General features: G+C 54.3%; 16 protein-coding genes, 1 tRNA gene, 1 pseudogene and 1 other annotated feature. Of the genes and pseudogenes, 8 read left to right on the top strand and 10 right to left on the bottom strand.

The window, feature by feature from the left end:
* Positions 1-129: 129 nt before the first annotated feature.
* The 4 genes from puuD to MUU47_RS10090 all read left to right on the top strand — a co-directional run bounded on the left by puuD (position 130) and on the right by MUU47_RS10090 (position 4,396).
* Complete coding sequence (gene puuD / locus MUU47_RS10075; protein ID WP_110509676.1) at positions 130-894, top strand: gamma-glutamyl-gamma-aminobutyrate hydrolase; 765 nt, start codon at positions 130-132, stop codon at positions 892-894.
* A 25-nt stretch (positions 895-919) separates the two neighbouring features.
* A complete protein-coding gene (gene puuR, locus MUU47_RS10080; protein ID WP_110509576.1) occupies positions 920-1,477 on the top strand; it encodes an HTH-type transcriptional regulator PuuR in 558 nt (185 codons plus the stop codon).
* 149 nt (positions 1,478-1,626) lie between these two features.
* Entirely contained in the window at positions 1,627-3,123 is a 1,497-nt protein-coding gene (gene puuC, locus MUU47_RS10085; RefSeq protein WP_258988067.1) for an aldehyde dehydrogenase PuuC, read from the top strand.
* Positions 3,116-4,396, top strand: a complete 1,281-nt coding sequence (locus tag MUU47_RS10090; RefSeq protein ID WP_258988068.1) for an NAD(P)/FAD-dependent oxidoreductase — start codon at positions 3,116-3,118, stop codon at positions 4,394-4,396. Before puuC ends, MUU47_RS10090 begins: the two co-directional genes overlap by 8 nt.
* Positions 4,397-4,567: 171 nt before the next feature.
* Here MUU47_RS10090 and MUU47_RS10095 read toward each other — a convergent pair whose 3' ends face one another.
* Positions 4,568-5,992: an EmmdR/YeeO family multidrug/toxin efflux MATE transporter gene (locus MUU47_RS10095; RefSeq protein WP_258988069.1), complete on the bottom strand. Its 1,425-nt coding sequence runs from the start codon at positions 5,990-5,992 to the stop codon at positions 4,568-4,570.
* A gap of 79 nt (positions 5,993-6,071) precedes the next feature.
* A complete protein-coding gene (locus MUU47_RS23500; protein ID WP_374684744.1) occupies positions 6,072-6,179 on the bottom strand; it encodes a DUF5951 family protein in 108 nt (35 codons plus the stop codon).
* Positions 6,180-6,184: 5 nt separating this feature from the next.
* Here MUU47_RS23500 and MUU47_RS10100 point away from each other — a divergent pair.
* Positions 6,185-6,260 (top strand) — tRNA-Asn (locus tag MUU47_RS10100).
* 61 nt (positions 6,261-6,321) lie between these two features.
* Here MUU47_RS10100 and ldtA read toward each other — a convergent pair.
* The 4 genes from ldtA to dacD form a co-directional block, all read right to left on the bottom strand.
* Positions 6,322-7,257, bottom strand: coding sequence for a L,D-transpeptidase (gene ldtA / locus MUU47_RS10105; RefSeq protein WP_258988070.1), 936 nt, complete (start codon positions 7,255-7,257; stop codon positions 6,322-6,324).
* A 221-nt stretch (positions 7,258-7,478) separates the two neighbouring features.
* Positions 7,479-7,814, bottom strand: coding sequence for a DUF496 family protein (locus MUU47_RS10110; RefSeq protein ID WP_258988071.1), 336 nt, complete (start codon positions 7,812-7,814; stop codon positions 7,479-7,481).
* 164 nt (positions 7,815-7,978) lie between these two features.
* Entirely contained in the window at positions 7,979-9,037 is a 1,059-nt protein-coding gene (locus tag MUU47_RS10115; protein WP_258988072.1) for an FUSC family protein, read from the bottom strand.
* A gap of 257 nt (positions 9,038-9,294) precedes the next feature.
* Positions 9,295-10,461: a serine-type D-Ala-D-Ala carboxypeptidase DacD gene (gene dacD, locus MUU47_RS10120; protein ID WP_258988074.1), complete on the bottom strand. Its 1,167-nt coding sequence runs from the start codon at positions 10,459-10,461 to the stop codon at positions 9,295-9,297.
* Positions 10,462-10,649: 188 nt separating this feature from the next.
* Here dacD and sbcB point away from each other — a divergent pair, with 188 nt between their 5' ends.
* Complete coding sequence (gene sbcB / locus MUU47_RS10125) at positions 10,650-12,074, top strand: exodeoxyribonuclease I (protein ID WP_258988076.1); 1,425 nt, start codon at positions 10,650-10,652, stop codon at positions 12,072-12,074.
* A 68-nt stretch (positions 12,075-12,142) separates the two neighbouring features.
* On the opposite strand, the gene MUU47_RS10130 is transcribed toward sbcB, so the two are convergent.
* The 4 genes and pseudogenes from MUU47_RS10130 to MUU47_RS10145 form a co-directional block, all read right to left on the bottom strand.
* Positions 12,143-13,501 (bottom strand): APC family permease, encoded by a 1,359-nt coding sequence (locus MUU47_RS10130; RefSeq protein WP_258988077.1) that lies wholly within the window; start codon positions 13,499-13,501, stop codon positions 12,143-12,145.
* Positions 13,491-13,553, bottom strand: coding sequence for a membrane protein YoeI (gene yoeI / locus MUU47_RS10135; RefSeq protein WP_133461903.1), 63 nt, complete (start codon positions 13,551-13,553; stop codon positions 13,491-13,493). Before yoeI ends, MUU47_RS10130 begins: the two co-directional genes overlap by 11 nt.
* A gap of 235 nt (positions 13,554-13,788) precedes the next feature.
* Positions 13,789-14,700 (bottom strand): annotated as a pseudogene (locus tag MUU47_RS10140) (LysR family transcriptional regulator); the annotation flags it as partial.
* 39 nt (positions 14,701-14,739) lie between these two features.
* Positions 14,740-15,558, bottom strand: a complete 819-nt coding sequence (locus tag MUU47_RS10145; RefSeq protein ID WP_258988079.1) for an SDR family oxidoreductase — start codon at positions 15,556-15,558, stop codon at positions 14,740-14,742.
* Between the two features lie 302 nt (positions 15,559-15,860).
* Here MUU47_RS10145 and hisL point away from each other — a divergent pair, with 302 nt between their 5' ends.
* Together hisL and hisG are read left to right on the top strand one after the other, a co-directional pair.
* A complete protein-coding gene (gene hisL / locus MUU47_RS10150; protein WP_009654477.1) occupies positions 15,861-15,911 on the top strand; it encodes a his operon leader peptide in 51 nt (16 codons plus the stop codon).
* Positions 15,887-16,010, top strand: a sequence feature (His leader region). (Overlaps the previous gene by 25 nt.)
* Positions 16,011-16,056: 46 nt before the next feature.
* Positions 16,057-16,956 carry an ATP phosphoribosyltransferase gene (gene hisG, locus MUU47_RS10155; protein WP_258988080.1) on the top strand — a complete coding sequence of 300 codons (900 nt, stop codon included), beginning with the start codon at positions 16,057-16,059 and terminating at the stop codon, positions 16,954-16,956.
* The last annotated feature ends 5 nt before the right edge of the window (positions 16,957-16,961 follow it).

Raw genomic sequence — 16,961 nt, forward strand, 5'->3', positions numbered from 1 at the left:
AAATGTTTGTCAAATGTTAAATTGAGTTTGCAAAGAGGTTATCGCACTGCTAGATTGAGAAAATATTGAACGGAAAAGGCCATATGGAATAGTTTTGGCAATAATTTAGTCCAGAATGTGAGGGTGATCATGGGCAATATATTTGACAAGCCAGTTATCGGTGTTGTGATGTGCAGGAACAGGCTTAAGGGTCACCAGACCCAGACTCTGCAAGAAAAGTACCTGAATGCTGTATTAAATGCCGGCGGTTTGCCGATTGCCCTGCCACATGCGCTGGCGGAGCCGGAACTGCTGAATGCCCTTCTGCCAAAACTTGATGGAATATTCTTACCCGGCAGCCCCAGCAATGTGCAGCCGCACCTCTATGGTGAAAACGGCGATGAGCCTGACGCCGATCCTGGGCGTGATGAACTGAGCATGGCGTTGATCACCGCCGGGCTCGAAAGGCGCATCCCCATTTTCGCCATCTGCCGGGGTTTGCAGGAACTTGTTGTCGCCACAGGCGGGACTCTGTATCGTCGCCTGTGCGATCAGCCTCAGTTCCTGGAACACCGTGAAGATTCGGAACTCCCGGTGGAGCAGCAGTACGCGCCATCACACGAAGTTCAGGTTCAAGAGGGAGGATTGCTTTCGAGGTTAATACCGGGTTGCAACACGTTTTGGGTGAACTCATTACACGGTCAAGGCGCGAAAACACTCGGTCCGCTGCTGCGCGTGGAAGCCCGCTCGCAGGACGGCCTGGTCGAAGCCGCCAGTATTCACGATCACCCGTTCGCCCTTGGTGTGCAATGGCACCCAGAATGGAACAGTAGCGAATACGCCCTGTCGCGTTTGTTGCTTGAAGGTTTTATCACCGCTTGTCAGAACCACCTCGCTGAAAAACAGCGACTCTGACCCCTACAGTTAAGGAAATGCCAATATGAGCGATGACGGCCTGGCGCCGGGTAAACGTTTGTCAGCGATCCGCCAACAATTGGGTCTTTCACAACGTCGTGCCGCCGAACTGTCTGGATTAACGCATAGTGCCATCAGCACCATAGAACAGGACAAAGTCAGTCCTGCCATCAGTACCTTGCAAAAGTTGCTGAAAGTTTATGGGCTGTCGCTCTCCGAGTTCTTCGCGGACCCGGAAAAACCTGATGAGCCGCAGGTGGTTATCAATCAGGATGACCTGATTGAAATCGGCAGTCAGGGTGTTTCAATGAAGTTGGTTCACAACGGAAATCCGAACCGTACGCTGGCAATGATCTTTGAGACTTATCAACCGGGCACAACAACCGGGGAGAGGATCAAACACCAGGGTGAGGAGATAGGCACGATACTGGAGGGTGACGTGATTCTGACCATCAACGGTCAGGATTATCACCTCGTTGCGGGGCAAAGTTATGCCATCAATACCGGCATACCTCACAGTTTCAGCAACACTTCAGCAGGCATATGCCGCATCATCAGTGCCCATACCCCCACCACGTTCTGATTTTCATACACTAAATTCGGCCTGAATTTCTCAGGCCATTTTAAACAACGCTTTTTTACAGGATTCATTTCCTGGGGCGTTTTGCAGCCAGATTTTGCCGATAGCAGCAGAGAAAGACCGTTTATCTTATTGAATAAAAAGGAGTCATCATGGACTTTCAGCATCTGAATTACTGGCAGGAAAAAGCGAAAAATATCTCTATAGAAACGCGTTTGTTTATTAACGGCGAATATTGCCAGGCGCAGGACAGCAGCACATTTGAAATTGTTGGCCCCGCCGGACAACGCCCTCTTGCCCAGGTGGCTCGCGGGAAAAAAGCCGATGTGGATATCGCCGTGCGTGCCGCCCGTGACGTATTCGAGCGCGGGGACTGGTCGCAGGCCTCCCCGGCCAAACGTAAAGCCGTGCTGAACACGCTGGCGGATTTAATGGAACAGCATCACGAGGAGCTGGCGCTGCTGGAGACGCTCGACACCGGTAAGCCTATTCGCCATAGCCTGCGTGATGATATTCCCGGCGCGGCCCGCGCTATCCGCTGGTATGCCGAGGCTATCGACAAAGTGTATGGCGAAGTGGCCACCACTGGCGTAAACGAGCTGGCGCTGATTGTGCGTGAGCCAATCGGCGTAGTGGCGGCCGTCGTTCCGTGGAACTTCCCGCTGCTGCTGGCCTGCTGGAAACTGGGTCCGGCGCTGGCGTCAGGCAATAGCGTTATCCTCAAACCTTCTGAAAAATCACCGTTAACCGCTATTCGTCTGGCGCAGCTGGCGAAACAAGCCGGACTGCCGGACGGCGTGTTCAACGTCATCAGCGGCTTTGGTCATGAAGCGGGCCAGGCGCTGTCTCAGCATCCGGATGTCGACGTCATCACCTTCACCGGATCGACCCGTACCGGCAAACAGCTGCTGAAAGACGCAGGCGACAGCAACATGAAACGCGTGTGGCTGGAAGCTGGCGGCAAGAGTGCCAATATCGTGTTCGCCGATTGCCCGGACATTGAAAAAGCCGCCGCCAATACTGCCGCAGGCATCTTCTACAACCAGGGCCAGGTGTGTATCGCCGGTACGCGTCTGCTGCTGGAAGAGAGCATCGCCGACCAGTTTATCACGCTGCTGAAAGAGCAGGCCAAAAACTGGCTGCCGGGTAATCCGCTCGACCCGAATACCACCATGGGCACGCTGATTGATAACGCCCATGCCGACACCGTTCACAGCTTTATTCGCGACGGTGAAACTCAGGGCACGCTGGCGCTGGATGGCCGCGACGGCAAACATCCGGCGGCTATCGGCCCGACTATTTTTGTCGATACCGCGCCAACTGCACGCGTCGGCCGCGATGAAATCTTCGGCCCGGTGCTGGTTGTTACCCGCTTTAAAACCGAAGCGCAGGCGCTGGAGCTTGCCAACGACAGCGAATACGGACTCGGCGCTGCGGTGTGGACCAATGATTTGTCGCGCGCGCACCGTATGAGCCGCCGCCTGAAAGCCGGTTCCATCTTCGTGAACAACTATAACGATGGCGACATGACCGTGCCGTTCGGCGGTTATAAGCAGAGCGGTAACGGACGCGATAAGTCCCTGCACGCCCTGGAAAAATTTAGTGAACTGAAAACTATCTGGATTGCCCTGGAGCCTCTTCATGACTGAACATACCACCAGCTATTACGCCGCGAGCGCCAATCAGTATGAACCTTTTCCGACCCTGAGCGAGTCCGTCACCTGTGACGTGTGCGTGGTCGGTGGAGGTTACACCGGGCTTTCCTCCGCGCTGCATCTCGCCGAAATGGGTTACGACGTGGTGCTGCTGGAATCGGCACGCATCGGTTTCGGTGCCAGCGGTCGCAACGGCGGCCAGCTGGTCAACTCTTACAGCCGCGATATAGACGTTATCGAGCGTACTTACGGCCCGGATTCGGCCAAAATGCTCGGCAGCATGATGTTTGAAGGCGGCAAGATTATTCGCGAGCGCATCAAGCGCTATCAGATTGATTGCGATTATCGTCCAGGCGGCCTGTTCGTGGCGATGAACCATAAACAGCTCGAAACGCTGGAAGAACAGAAAGCCAACTGGGAACGCTACGGTAACACCCAGCTGGAAATGCTGGACGCCAACGAGCTGAAGCGTGAAGTGAACAGCGACCGCTACGTCGGTGCCCTGCTCGACCACAGTGGCGGACATATTCATCCGCTCAATCTGGCGATCGGTGAGGCTAATGCAATTCGCCTGAACGGTGGCCGCGTGTATGAGCAATCGCCAGTGACGAATATTCAACACAGCAGCCCGGCTGTGGTCAGCACTGCAAAGGGCCAGGTGACGGCAAAGTACGTGATTGTGGCGGGTAATGCGTATTTGGGCGATAAACTGGAGCCGGAACTGGCGAAACGCAGCATGCCGTGCGGCACCCAGGTGTTGACCACCGAACCGCTGAGTGAAGACGTCGCGCGTTCGTTGATCCCGAATAATTACTGCGTGGAAGACTGTAACTATCTGCTTGATTATTACCGTCTGACCGGCGACAACCGCCTGCTGTACGGCGGCGGCGTGGTATACGGTGCGCGTGACCCGGCAGATATCGAGCGCCTGGTAATGCCGAACCTGCTGAAAACCTTCCCGCAGCTGAAAGGCGTGAAGATTGACTACAGCTGGACCGGCAATTTCCTGCTGACGCTGTCACGGATGCCGCAGTTCGGGCGTCTGGATAACAACATTTACTACATGCAGGGCTACAGCGGTCACGGCGTGACCTGTACGCATCTGGCGGGACGTTTGATTTCAGAATTACTGCGTGGCGATGCAGAACGCTTTGATGCGTTTGCCAAACTGCCGCACTACCCGTTCCCGGGTGGCCGTACGCTGCGCATTCCGTTCACCGCGATGGGTGCGGCGTATTACAGTCTTCGCGATCGCCTTGGGGTGTAATGCTCTTCATACTTCACGCTACAGGGGCGTTGGCTTCACTCGCTCACCCCTGTCACTTACTCAAGTAAGCTCCAGGGGATGCGCTCAATTGCCGCCTACCTGTAACGCGAATTATTTTGAGCATTGATTGAAGTAACCCGACGCACAGAAAGATCCCTTCTGTGCGTTTTTTTATTGGTTTCTCACGCGCGGGTATTTCCACAGCCAGCGGCCGCTGATCATCCGCCAGTAGAACGCCACGCCGCGCACCGCCCAGTCAAGGAACATGCCGAGCCACACGCCGACCACGCCCCATCCCAGGACAATCCCGAGGAAGTAACCGGCAACCACGCGAGCGCCCCACATGCTAAACATCGACACCCACATGGCGTAACGCGCATCACGCGCACCTTTCAACCCGGCCGGTAACACCCACGACGCAGACCAAATCGGCATAAACGCGGCGTTCAGCCACAGCAACTCTTTCACCACCTCTTTGACATCCGCTTCGTGGGTATAGAAAGAAGCGAACAAACCGGCGAACGGCGCGGTGCCCCAGGCAATGGCGGTCAGCACGATGGTCGACATCCAGAACACATGGCGCAGCTGTTTTTCCGCCTGGCCAATTTGCCCTTTGCCGAGTCGCTTGCCGGTAATGATGGTCGACGCCGAGCCCAGCGCGTTCCCCGGCAGGTTTATCAACGACGCCACCGAAAAGGCGATAAAGTTCCCGGCGATAACGTCGGTGCCCATCCCGGCAACAAACATCTGCGTCAGCAGTTTGCCGCTGTTAAACAGCACCGATTCAATACTCGCCGGAATACCAATCCCCATCACTTCCCAGATAATGGCGAAGTTAAGCGGCTTGATATAACTCTTTAGCGGAATACGCAGCGCCGGGTTGAAGCCGACCGCCAGCACCGCGACAATCCCAATCGCACCGATATAGCGGGAAATCGTCAGCCCCAGACCGGCACCGACAAATCCCATCCCCTGCCAGGAGAACGCCCCATAAATCAGGACACTACTGATAATAATGTTAAGGATGTTCATCCCGCCGTTAATCAACAGCGGAATTTTGGTATTACCCGCCCCGCGCAGCGCCCCGCTGCCGATCAGCGCGATCGCCGCCGCCGGATAGCTCAGCGCCGTCAGTTCGAGATAGGTCAGCGCCAGTTCTTTGACATGTGGCGACGCAGCCCCGGCCACCACTTCGATAATTTCCCGGCCAAACAGATGAATGACCGCGGCGAGAATAATTGAAAATAGCGTCATGATAACCAGCGACTGACGGGCTGCCGCCCTCGCCTGTTTTCGGTTACGCTTGCCCAGACTGAAGGCGACGACTACCGTTGTGCCGAGATCGATAGCGGCAAAGAACGCCATGATAACCATGTTGAAGCTGTCTGCCAGCCCCACCCCGGCCATCGCATCGGCCCCGAGCCAGCTCACCAGGAATGTACTCAACACGCCCATTAACAGAACGCAGGTATTTTCCAGGAAGATAGGCACGGCAAGCGGGGTGATTTCACGCCAGAACAGAACACGGTAGGTTTTGCGGTTTTTATACCAGGTGGTGCGGGTGACGGCCTGGCGTACTGCGGCAGAGACGTTCAAAGGGTGCCTTAGAGAGAAAGTTGAAACCTCGTTTTAAATGATGAGGGAGAAATGCCAAACCTGCAACGTTGAATTGCGTTTAAATTGTGGGTAAATACAACAGATTGTTGACGGAACCAGCAGTCGCGACGAAAGGTTTGAATAGAGGTTTGACAAAAGTTTTTTCGCCGCTAAGATAAGCCTCCAACCGATTCCTCTGTAGTTCAGTCGGTAGAACGGCGGACTGTTAATCCGTATGTCACTGGTTCGAGTCCAGTCAGAGGAGCCATATTTAAGAAGCCTGCTCAGGAAACTGAGCGGGCTTTTTGTTTTTTCGTCTCAACGATAATTTACAGCTGTCCGGAATTTGCGGCTCCCGCACTTACCATAACCGGCATTCCGGAACGGCGCGTCAACGCGGCGCTGGCGACACTGGCATTCACGTCGGTGCCACGAGTCGCGGTGTTCAATGCCGGGGTCATCGGCAGTGGGACTTTTTTATCAGATTCAAACTCCGCGCGGTTCCGGGACAGCGGCTCATGCACCTCCAGCCACCGCAGTCCGTCGGGTTCGATAGTGGCTTTCACTGGCCTGTCGATCAGCTGTACCCGCGTCCCCACCGGCACGTTATCAAACAGATATTTAATGTCGTCTTTACGCAGGCGGATACATCCCTGGCTGACGCGCAGACCGATACCAAAGTTGGCGTTAGTGCCGTGGATGGCGTACAGCTTGCCGATATAAATTGCGTACAACCCCATCGGGTTATCCTCGCCTGGTGGCACAAATGCAGGCAAGGTTTTCCCTTCTTTTGCATACTCGCGTCGGGTATTTGCCGTCGGTGTCCAGGCCGGAGCTTCCTGCTTACGCTCTACTTTTGTCACCCAATTACGCGGCGTTTCACGCCCGGCCTGACCAATACCAATCGGCAAAACCTCCACCGTGCCGCTCCCAGGCGGATAATAATAAAGCCGCATTTCGGCGACGTTAATCACAATGCCCTCGCGTACCGTGTCCGGCAGGATCAGTTGCTGCGGAATGGTCAACGCCGTCCCCGCTTTCGGCAGGAACGGATCTACGCCTGGATTGGCCTCCAGCATGTTGCTGAACCCCTGTCCGTACTGCGCGGAAAAATATTCCAGCGGCTGGGTATTCCCCTCCGGAACGGTAACGATTAACGGCGCGCCGACCAGCCGGCTCCCTTCGGAAGGAAGCGGATAGGTCACCGCCTGGGCGCTATGGATAACAGCGGCGAGCCCCAGGGCAAGCGAGAGTAAACGAATCATAATTTCCCTATTATCGACATGATGGTGATAGGCTAAATATAGTCCCCCGCCTCGGGATCGCAATCCTCCTTATTTAACCGGCATCGCCAGCGCCGCATGTGGCAACGTGGCGTTAGTCATCACCCGACGCCGGGCACCAGTAAGTGACTCAGTTTGTTGCAGCCATAAAAAAACCCCGCACCGGCGGGGTTTCCCTATTCAGGCTTCTGCGACGTGCAAACTTACTCGGCTTTGCTTTCAGCTGATTTCAGCTCGCCCATCACTTTCAGCTTTTTAGAGATCTCGCGACGCTCTTTAGACAGCTCAGCATTTTTGATGATGTAGTCGTCCACGCGATCTTCGTAGTCGGTTTTCATGCTGGCGATGATGCCCTGAATGGCTTCAACGCTCATGCCTGGCTTGATGTAGTCACTGAGGTTATCAAGCAGCAGCACACGCTTCTGGTTGTCACGGACCTTTTTCTCAACGTCCTGAATTTCGCGCTGCAGTTTGTTTTTACGACGGAACAGACGAACAAACTCCAGAACGTCCTGGAATGAAGGTTTGGTTGTTTCCATTTTTATACCCCTGATAATTGAGATTCGGATTCGTAAAACAGCCGCTACGGGTAAACATAACTGCTAGCGGCCGCGAATGACAATGGTTTTTGCTCTGCCTCAATCATAACCCTAAACGTAGCTGAATCGAAACAAGCACGCCGCAAACCGTGACCGGGTGAGCGTTATTTACGCAACGCCCGGCAGATCAGATGTGACAGCAGTTCCAGCTGTCGCGCCAGCTCCATGCTCAACCAGACGTAACCATGCATCGGTGTTTCCGCCAGATCTTTGCCTTTATAGTCATTCATCAGCTGACGTAACTCGACGACGATATCGTTCAGCTTTTCGTTGTTAGCCAGAATCGGCTGCGGATTGCCTTCATACAGCGCGTGCGCAATGGTGAGCAACGTCTGCTGGGTCATCTGCTGCATGTCACGCAGGGTGTGGGCGTTGAGCATCAGATAGTGGCTGTCGCGCGAGGCCCACCAGGCATTGATTTGCAGTTCAAGCATACAGACCAGATTACGATTCACCGTCTGAATGCCTTCAAAGATCGATTTCTGAATGTGGGTCTCTTTACTGGCGGGCGTTATCAGGCCACGCATCTTCACCACGTCGTTCAGGACTTTTTGCAGTCGGCGTTCAAGGCGCGGGCGTTCGAGTAAGTTCGGCGAGAATCCAGTTTGATAGAGACGGTTAAATTCAGTGACGTAGTTTGCCATCTGAATACGCCAGTGGAGAAACGCCCGCTGCGGCCAAATCCCGGTAAACAGCATCGCCAGCAGCGAACCGATAATCACATCCCCGCTTCGCCATAGCGCCATGTGCATATCGCCGGGTGGCGCACCGACAACCACCGCCAGCGTGATGCCAATCAGCAGCGCCTGATACGGTTTATTGCCCAGAGCCAGCCAGCCACAGAGGAACATCGCCGCCGCGCACCACAGTAGCATCAGCGGCAGCGACATCAGCTCCAGCTTCAGGGCCACCAGCCCCAGTACGGAGCCGAAAATCGTGCCGCCGATACGCTCAAACGCACGTGGGACCACGTTTCCCCAGAAAGAGATGGGCCCCATGATAACGACCAGCGTAATGAGCGGCCAGGTCCCCTCAGGCACGTGAAAAAGGCGCACCAACAGAAACGTCAACACAAACGCGAGAGCGATACGCACCCCGTGAACAACACGGTAGTTGTGGTATAAGCGAATTTCAAAAGGACTCAGTGATTTATCAGCGCGCACACCGCACTCCGGCCAGGGCAGAAAACACAATTGTATCTGTTTTTCTGCCTCTGGCATCACGGATGCGTAAATAACCTTTTAAAAAGCAGGCTTGTTTACCTTAAATAGCGCGTTTTTTAACAGAAAGATACAATTCAATCACTGAATAAATACACAGCCAAATTCAGCAAGCAGATCTGAAGGAGCCTGTGCGATATTACACAGTTCAGGAAAGTAAAACGCCCTCCGAAGAGAGCGTTTGGTCAACCGCAGTTGGCTCAGGATTTATGGTGCATCCAGTCGCTCAAACGCGAGAACATGCCGCCTTTGCCCACGCTTTCCAGCGTCACCAGTGGCCAGTGAGCAACAATCTTATCGCCGTCGTAGAGTTCAATTTCCCCGACGCGCTGATGGGCCGCGATTGGCGCATCCAGCTCTTTTTTGTCCATCACGTATTTGGCTTTAATTTTCGGCACTTCGGCTTTCGGTAAGGCCAGCCAGAAGTCTTGATCGGTGCCCAGATCGATGTGTTCTTTATCGCCGTACCAGATGCGCTCAGTGCCGACTTTTTTGCCGGTATGCAGGATCTGAACGGTATCGAAATTCTGCTGACCCCAGTGCAGTAGCTTACGCGCCTGGTCTTCACGTCCTTTCGAGCTCTCAGCGCCCATGACGACCGCAATCAGACGGCGCTTACCGTCAACCGCAGACGCAATGATGTTAAACCCGGCGGTAGCCGTGTGGCCCGTTTTCAGTCCATCTACGTTCAGGTTTTTATCCCACAGCAAGCCGTTACGGTTGTTTTGGGTGATGCCGTTCCAGGTCAGGCTCTTCTCGCTATACATATGATAGAAGTCAGGCTCACCATGGATAATCGCCCGGGATAATACCGCGAGGTCGAACGCCGAACTGTGCTGTCCTGGCGCATCAAGACCGTGCACGGTTTCGAAATGGGTATCTTTCAGGCCCAGTTTGCTCACGTAATCATTCATCATTTTGACGAACTGTGGCTGGCCACCTGCGACGTAGTCAGCCAACGCCACGCAGGCGTCATTCCCGGAATCGACAATCAGTCCGCGGCTCAAGTCATGCACGCTCAGACGATCGCCCGCCTTGAGGAACATCAGAGACGATCCGTCAAAAACAGGATTGCCCTTTGCCCAGGCATCGCGACCCACGGTGACCATGTCATCTCCGGTAATGCGATGGCTGTCGATCGCGCGGTCAACCACATAACCGGTCATCAGCTTTGTGAGACTGGCTGGGTTGCGCTGCTGGTGCTCGTTACCAGCGGTGAGGACCTGACCGGTGGTGTAATCCATCAGCACCCAGGATGCGGCCTGGATCGCAGGAGGTTGTGCCGGTGCGGGAATATAATCTGCAGCAACTGCGCAAGAAATGCTCGAAGCGAGCAAAGAAACAGCAATAAAAAAACGGCCTTTCAACAGCATATCCTCAACTTTTCGTATTCCCGTTCTTTTTACGGCAGTTACGCTTTGCTGACAGCGTTAAATTGCAAGAAAGTATGACATTTCCTGCACGCAGCGCCGAAGGATCGCCGCGCCGCGCTTCTGATGATCGGGCAAATCGTTTACCATTACTGGCTAACGCGCTCACGGGTAACAGACAGACTATGCAAGAAACGCAACCGCAAGCCGGATTCCTGTTTCACGACTACGAAACCTTCGGCACCCACCCGCAGCTGGACCGCCCCGCTCAGTTCGCGGCCATTCGCACCGACGCTGATTTCAATATCATTGGCGAACCTGAAGTCTTCTACTGCAAGCCTGCCGATGATTATCTGCCGCAGCCTCAGGCAGTCATGATCACCGGCATCACGCCGCAGGAAGCGCTGGCCAAAGGCGAAAATGAAGCGGCGTTTGCGAAACGGATCCATGATCTGTTTACCGTGCCGAAAACCTGCGTGGTTGGCTACAACAACGTGCGTTTCGATGATGAAGTGACGCGTAACATTTTCTACCGTAATTTCTTCGACCCGTACGCCTGGAGCTGGCAGAACCATAACTCTCGCTGGGATCTGCTCGATGTGATGCGCGCCTGCTACGCCCTGCGTCCGGAAGGCATCAACTGGCCAGAAAACGAAGACGGTTTGCCGAGCTTTCGCCTGGAACATCTGACCAAAGCCAACGGGATCGAGCACAGCAACGCCCACGATGCGATGGCCGACGTGTACGCCACCATCGCGATGGCAAAGCTGGTGAAAGACCGTCAACCGCGCCTGTTCGATTATCTGTATACCTTCCGCGGAAAGAACAAACTGGCGACGCTGATTGACGTGCCGCAAATGAAACCGCTGGTGCATATCTCCGGTATGTTCGGGGCGTGGCGCGGAAACACCAGTTGGGTGGCACCGCTGGCCTGGCACCCGGACAACCGTAACGCGGTGATTATGGTCGACCTGGCGGGTGATATGTCGCCGCTACTCGAACTGAACGCTGATGAACTGCGTGAGCGTTTATACACGCCGAAAGCCTCTCTCGGCGAACTGTCGGCGGTTCCAGTGAAACTGGTGCATCTGAATAAATGCCCTATTCTCGCGCAGGGCAATACATTACGCCCGGAAGATGCCGATCGTTTGGGTATCAACCGCCAGCTGTGCCTGGATAACCTCAAGGTGCTGCGCGATAACCCGCAGGTGCGCGATAAAGTGGTGGCGATATTTGCTGAAGCGGAGCCTTTTGTACCCTCAGAAAACGTCGACACCCAGCTCTACAACGGTTTCTTTAGTGATGCGGACCGCGCAGCGATGAAAATTCTTCTGGAGACCGAGCCGCATAATCTGCCCGCGCTGGATCTCACCTTTGCCGATAAGCGCATCGAAAAACTGCTGTTCAACTATCGGGCGCGTAATTTCCCCGGCACGCTGGATGAATCAGAGCAACAGCGCTGGTTGCAGCACCGTCGTAACGTCTTTACCCCGGAATTCCTACAGGCTTATGCCGATGAACTGCAGCAGCTGTACATTCAGTATGACGGGAATGACGAGAAACTCGCCCTGCTGAAAGCGCTGTATCAATACGCGCAAGAGATTGTTTAAGTCTGCATAACAGGCATAAAAAAACCGGAGACAGTGTCTCCGGTTTTTTTTGATATCGCGCGTCGAGATTACGCGATGTCTTCGTACTGCGGCACCGGGTTACGGAAGCTGCGGGTCACACAGGCCAGATAAATCAGGCCACCTGCACCCCAAATCAGACCGAGAACCATCGAGCTTTCTTCCAGGTTAATCCACAGCGCACCAACGGTCAGCGCACCACATACCGGCATAAACAGGTAGTTGAAGTGATCTTTCAGCGTTTTGTTGCGCTTTTCACGGATCCAGAACTGCGAGATAACGGACAGGTTAACGAAGGTGAAAGCCACCAGCGCACCGAAGTTAATCAACGCCGTTGCTGTTACCAGGTCAAATTTAATCGCCAGCAGAGCAATTGCACCCACCAGCACCACGTTCCATGCCGGGGTACGCCATTTCGGATGCACGTAACCGAAGAAGCTTTTCGGGAACACGCCATCGCGGCCCATCACATACATCAGACGAGAAACGCCTGCGTGTGCGGCCATGCCGGATGCCAGTACGGTCACGCTTGAGAAGATAAGCACGCACCACTGGAAGGTTGTACCCGCCACGTACAGCATGATTTCTGGCTGTGACGCATCGGGATCCTTGAAGCGAGAGATGTCAGGGAAATACAGTTGCAGGAAGTAAGATGCAACGATAAAGACCCCGCCGCCAATCAGCGCCGTCAGGACAATGGCTTTCGGGATAACGCGCTCGGCATCTTTGGTTTCTTCAGACAAAGAAGAGATACCGTCGAAGCCCAGGAACGAGAAGCACAGAATTGTCGCACCGGTGATCATCGGCGTGATATGCGCGCCTTCAGACCAGAATGGACGACTACTGGTCAGCGTACCTGCACCCGTACCGTTGTGAACGCCCCAGATGATCATGCCGACAATAACGGCAACGATACCCATCTGCAGCACCACAATCAGGGTGTTGAAGTTAGCCACGGTTTTAATGCTGCGCAGGTTAGAAATGGTCATAAAGGCCACTAACCCGACAACAAATATCCACGATGGAACCGAAGGTACCAGCGCTTCAAAGTAGATTTTTGCCAACAGGATATTGATCATCGGCATAAACAGATAATCAAGCAGCGAAGACCAACCCACCATAAAGCCAACCGTCGGGCTAATGGATTTCTGGGCGTAGGTATAGGCTGATCCTGCGGACGGATAGCGGCGAACCAGCTTACCGTAACTTAACGCAGTAAACAGGATGGCTACCAGAGCGAATGCATAGGCTGTCGGGACGTGACCATCGGTCAGTCCAGATACGATACCGAAAGTATCGAACAGCGTCATAGGCTGCATATAGGCAAGACCCATCATAACAACCGGAATCAACGTAAGAGTCTTACGTAATTCCACGCGAGAGGTGTTTGGAGTAGCGTTATGCGACATGGTTATTCCCCTTTACGGTGAAAACCGTCGCGTAAGCAAAAAATTGCCCCATTTTTTGTATTCCTCGGCGACAACAACTGTCGATTTTTAAGTAAGTATCTATCCGGTACGAAGCCCGGCCTCTTGTATGAATGAGTGTGTCTCGAAAGCAAAAAAATAACCGACGCCATAAAATTGCGTCGGTTAGTCTCTTTTTTGCTGGCGCGTATTTTGCCCCCTTCCCCCTATAAAAACAAGAGAACGAGAGGCTCATCCAAGAAAACTTTTCCATAAATGCCTGATTATTCATCAGGGGTGCGGTTATAGACTGCCGCGATAGCACTATTTGCCAAAACAGCTTCCCGCCACCAGGCGCTCGCCAGGCCCGCGGTCTGCTCGTTCCAGCCAATCCACACCGCATCAAACGGCACGTGAGCCGCAACCTGTTTTTCGACTAACGCGCCGCTGTCGAGAAACCGCTGCGCCAGGTAACGCGGAAGATAACCACAGCCCAGACCGCTGATTTGCAGCTCCAGCTTGGTTTTAAAATCAAAAACGGTGATCGCTTCCTGATCCTCAAGCACCTGCTGAAATGCAGGACAGTCAGGCGTAGTGCCGTCGCCGACGATAATCGCCCGATGGCGTTTGATGGTTTTGCGGTTCAGCGGTTCGGCCTCTTCCGCCAAAGGATGATGGGCCGCCACAACGAAAATCTGCTCCAGCTCACCTAAAGGCGCGAAACCGAAATCACTGAGCGGCGGCGGGTCGTGCAGCGCGCCGATAACAATATCGGCCCGGCCCTGCACCAGCGCATCCCAGGAACCACCGAGAATGCCGTTGATAAACTTCAGCCGCGTCACGCTGTGCCGTTGGTAGAACTGTTCAATCAACGGAGCCAGTAATGAGAAAGGAAAGGTATCGTCCACGCCGATAACCAGATCGTTCTCCCAGCCTTCGTGCAGTTTGACCGCCTGCTTTTCGAGTTCGCGCACCGTGTGCAGGACTTCCCGCCCCTTTTCCAGCAGCATTTGCCCGGTGCGGGTGAACTTCGCGCGATGCCCGCTGCGGTCGAGCAGTTGAATATTGAGGTCGCTTTCCAGCTTGTGAACGGTGTAGCTCAGTGCGGAAGGGGTTTTGAAGAGCTTTGCCGATGCCGCAGCAAAGCTCCCTTCTTTATCGAGCGCATCAAGAATGATGAGAACTTCCAGTAATGGTTTCATCGTCGCCCCCAGTCGGTACGCGATGTCACCGCGGGTCGTTTACTCCAGCGGCATCACCAGCGGGTCGGGATGCTGGTACTCAAACCCCAGCTCAGAACAGATGCGGTTACCATCAATAATGCGTCCAATCTCTGCGCTATCGCTGAATACCGGCGGCTCAAGTCCAAGCTCGCGGGCCATCTGCGGGTAAAACGTTGAACGAGCTGGATGTCCGGGTGCACATAAATTATAGATGTGCCCGCCCTTCGGTGCCTGAAGCAAAAGCGTTATCGCGGAAATGACATCTTCCAGATGCACCAGGTTGACGCCCTGTTGCCCATCCGGCGCGGATTTCCCGGCAAAGAATCGCCCCGGATGACGCTCCGGCCCGACCAGGCCCGCCAGGCGCAGAATATCGACGGACGTCCCTGGCAGATTGTGCAGCCAGTCTTCCAGCTCTTTCAGCACGCGGCCGCTGGAAGTTATCGGGTCGCGCGGGGCATTCTCTTTCATCGTGCCCTGCCCTTTGCCGTACACCGACGTCGAGCTGGTGAACACAATTCGCGGGATGTGATACGCCAGCGCACTGTCGACAAGCTCCTGCACCGCCTGCAGGTAAAACTCTTCGCCGGGACCGCTGCGCCGCGCAGGGAGCGTGATAACCAGCGCGTCGACGTTCATCAATGCATCCAAATCGTCCGTGTCACAGACCAGCTGCGGATCCAGGCGCAACAGATAGCTGTCGATGCCACACATTCTCGCGGCCTCAATCCCATCTTCGGTGGTTTTACTGCCGGACACCTGCCAGCCCCGCGCGCTCAACGACAGTGCCAGCGGCATACCCAGCCAGCCCAAACCTACGATTGCGACCTTTTTCATCTGTGTTCTCCTGACTCGTTCGCATTCCTTTTATAAGGCTACGCCAGCCCTCGCCAACTGACAATTTATACTCGTCATACTTCAAGCCGCATGTGCGTTGGCTACGTCTGTTCACCCTGGTCACATAGCTAACTATGCTCCCAGGGATTCTCAGACTTGCCGCCTGCCTGCGGCTCGAATTATCTAGAGTATATCTGATGAATATGAAATGAATTAAAGATGTAAAAAAGGCCTTGCTTTATAGCGATGAACTGGTTTAGGTTAAAAGGCATCAAATGCATAAGCATTCAACGAGAAATTTTATGAACAGCGTTCAATTTAAAAACCACCACCATCACCATCACCCTGACTAGTCTTTCAGGCGATGTGTGCTGGAAGACAGTTAGATCTTCCAGTGGTGCAGAACGCAAGAGAAAGCCCCCGGAAGATCGCACTTCCGGGGGCTTTTTTTTGGACGCAAGTTTCGAGTAATTCAGACAGGACTACGAGGATATAAGAATGTTAGACAACACACGTTTACGCATAGCCATGCAGAAATCTGGGCGTTTAAGCGATGATTCACGCGAATTGCTCGCCCGCTGTGGCATAAAAATTAATATGCACACTCAGCGCCTGATCGCGCTGGCTGAGAATATGCCTATCGATATTCTGCGCGTACGTGACGACGATATCCCGGGTCTGATCATGGACGGCGTCGTTGACCTCGGCATTATTGGCGAAAACGTGCTGGAAGAAGAGCTGTTGAGTCGTCGCGCTCAGGGCGAAGACCCGCGTTATTTCACTCTGCGTCGCCTTGATTTTGGCGGCTGCCGTTTCTCACTGGCTGTTTCTGTTGACGACCCGTGGGATGGCCCAATCAGCCTCAATAATAAACGTATTGCGACCTCGTATCCGCACCTGCTCAAACGTTACCTCGATGGTAAAGGCGTTCAGTTTAAATCCTGCTTATTGAACGGGTCTGTTGAAGTCGCGCCGCGTGCCGGTCTGGCCGATGCGATTTGCGACCTGGTGTCTACCGGCGCGACGCTTGAAGCCAACGGCCTGCGCGAAGTCGAAGTCATTTACCGCTCCAAAGCCTGCCTGATCCAGCGCGACGGTGAAATGCCGGAAGCCAAACAACAGCTGATCGACAAGCTGTTGACCCGTATTCAGGGCGTGATTCAGGCCCGTGAATCGAAATACATCATGATGCACGCGCCGACTGAGCGCCTGGAAGAAGTGATTGCCCTGCTACCGGGCGCTGAACGCCCAACCATTCTGCCGCTGGCAGGCGATCAGCAGCGCGTGGCGATGCACATGGTGAGCAGTGAAACCCTGTTCTGGGAAACCATGGAAAAACTGAAAGCGCTGGGTGCCAGTTCAATTCTGGTGCTGCCAATTGAGAAGATGATGGAGTAACTGAC

It is taken from the genome of Scandinavium hiltneri (genome assembly GCF_024764835.1).
Classification (GTDB): Bacteria; Pseudomonadota; Gammaproteobacteria; order Enterobacterales; family Enterobacteriaceae; genus Scandinavium; species Scandinavium hiltneri.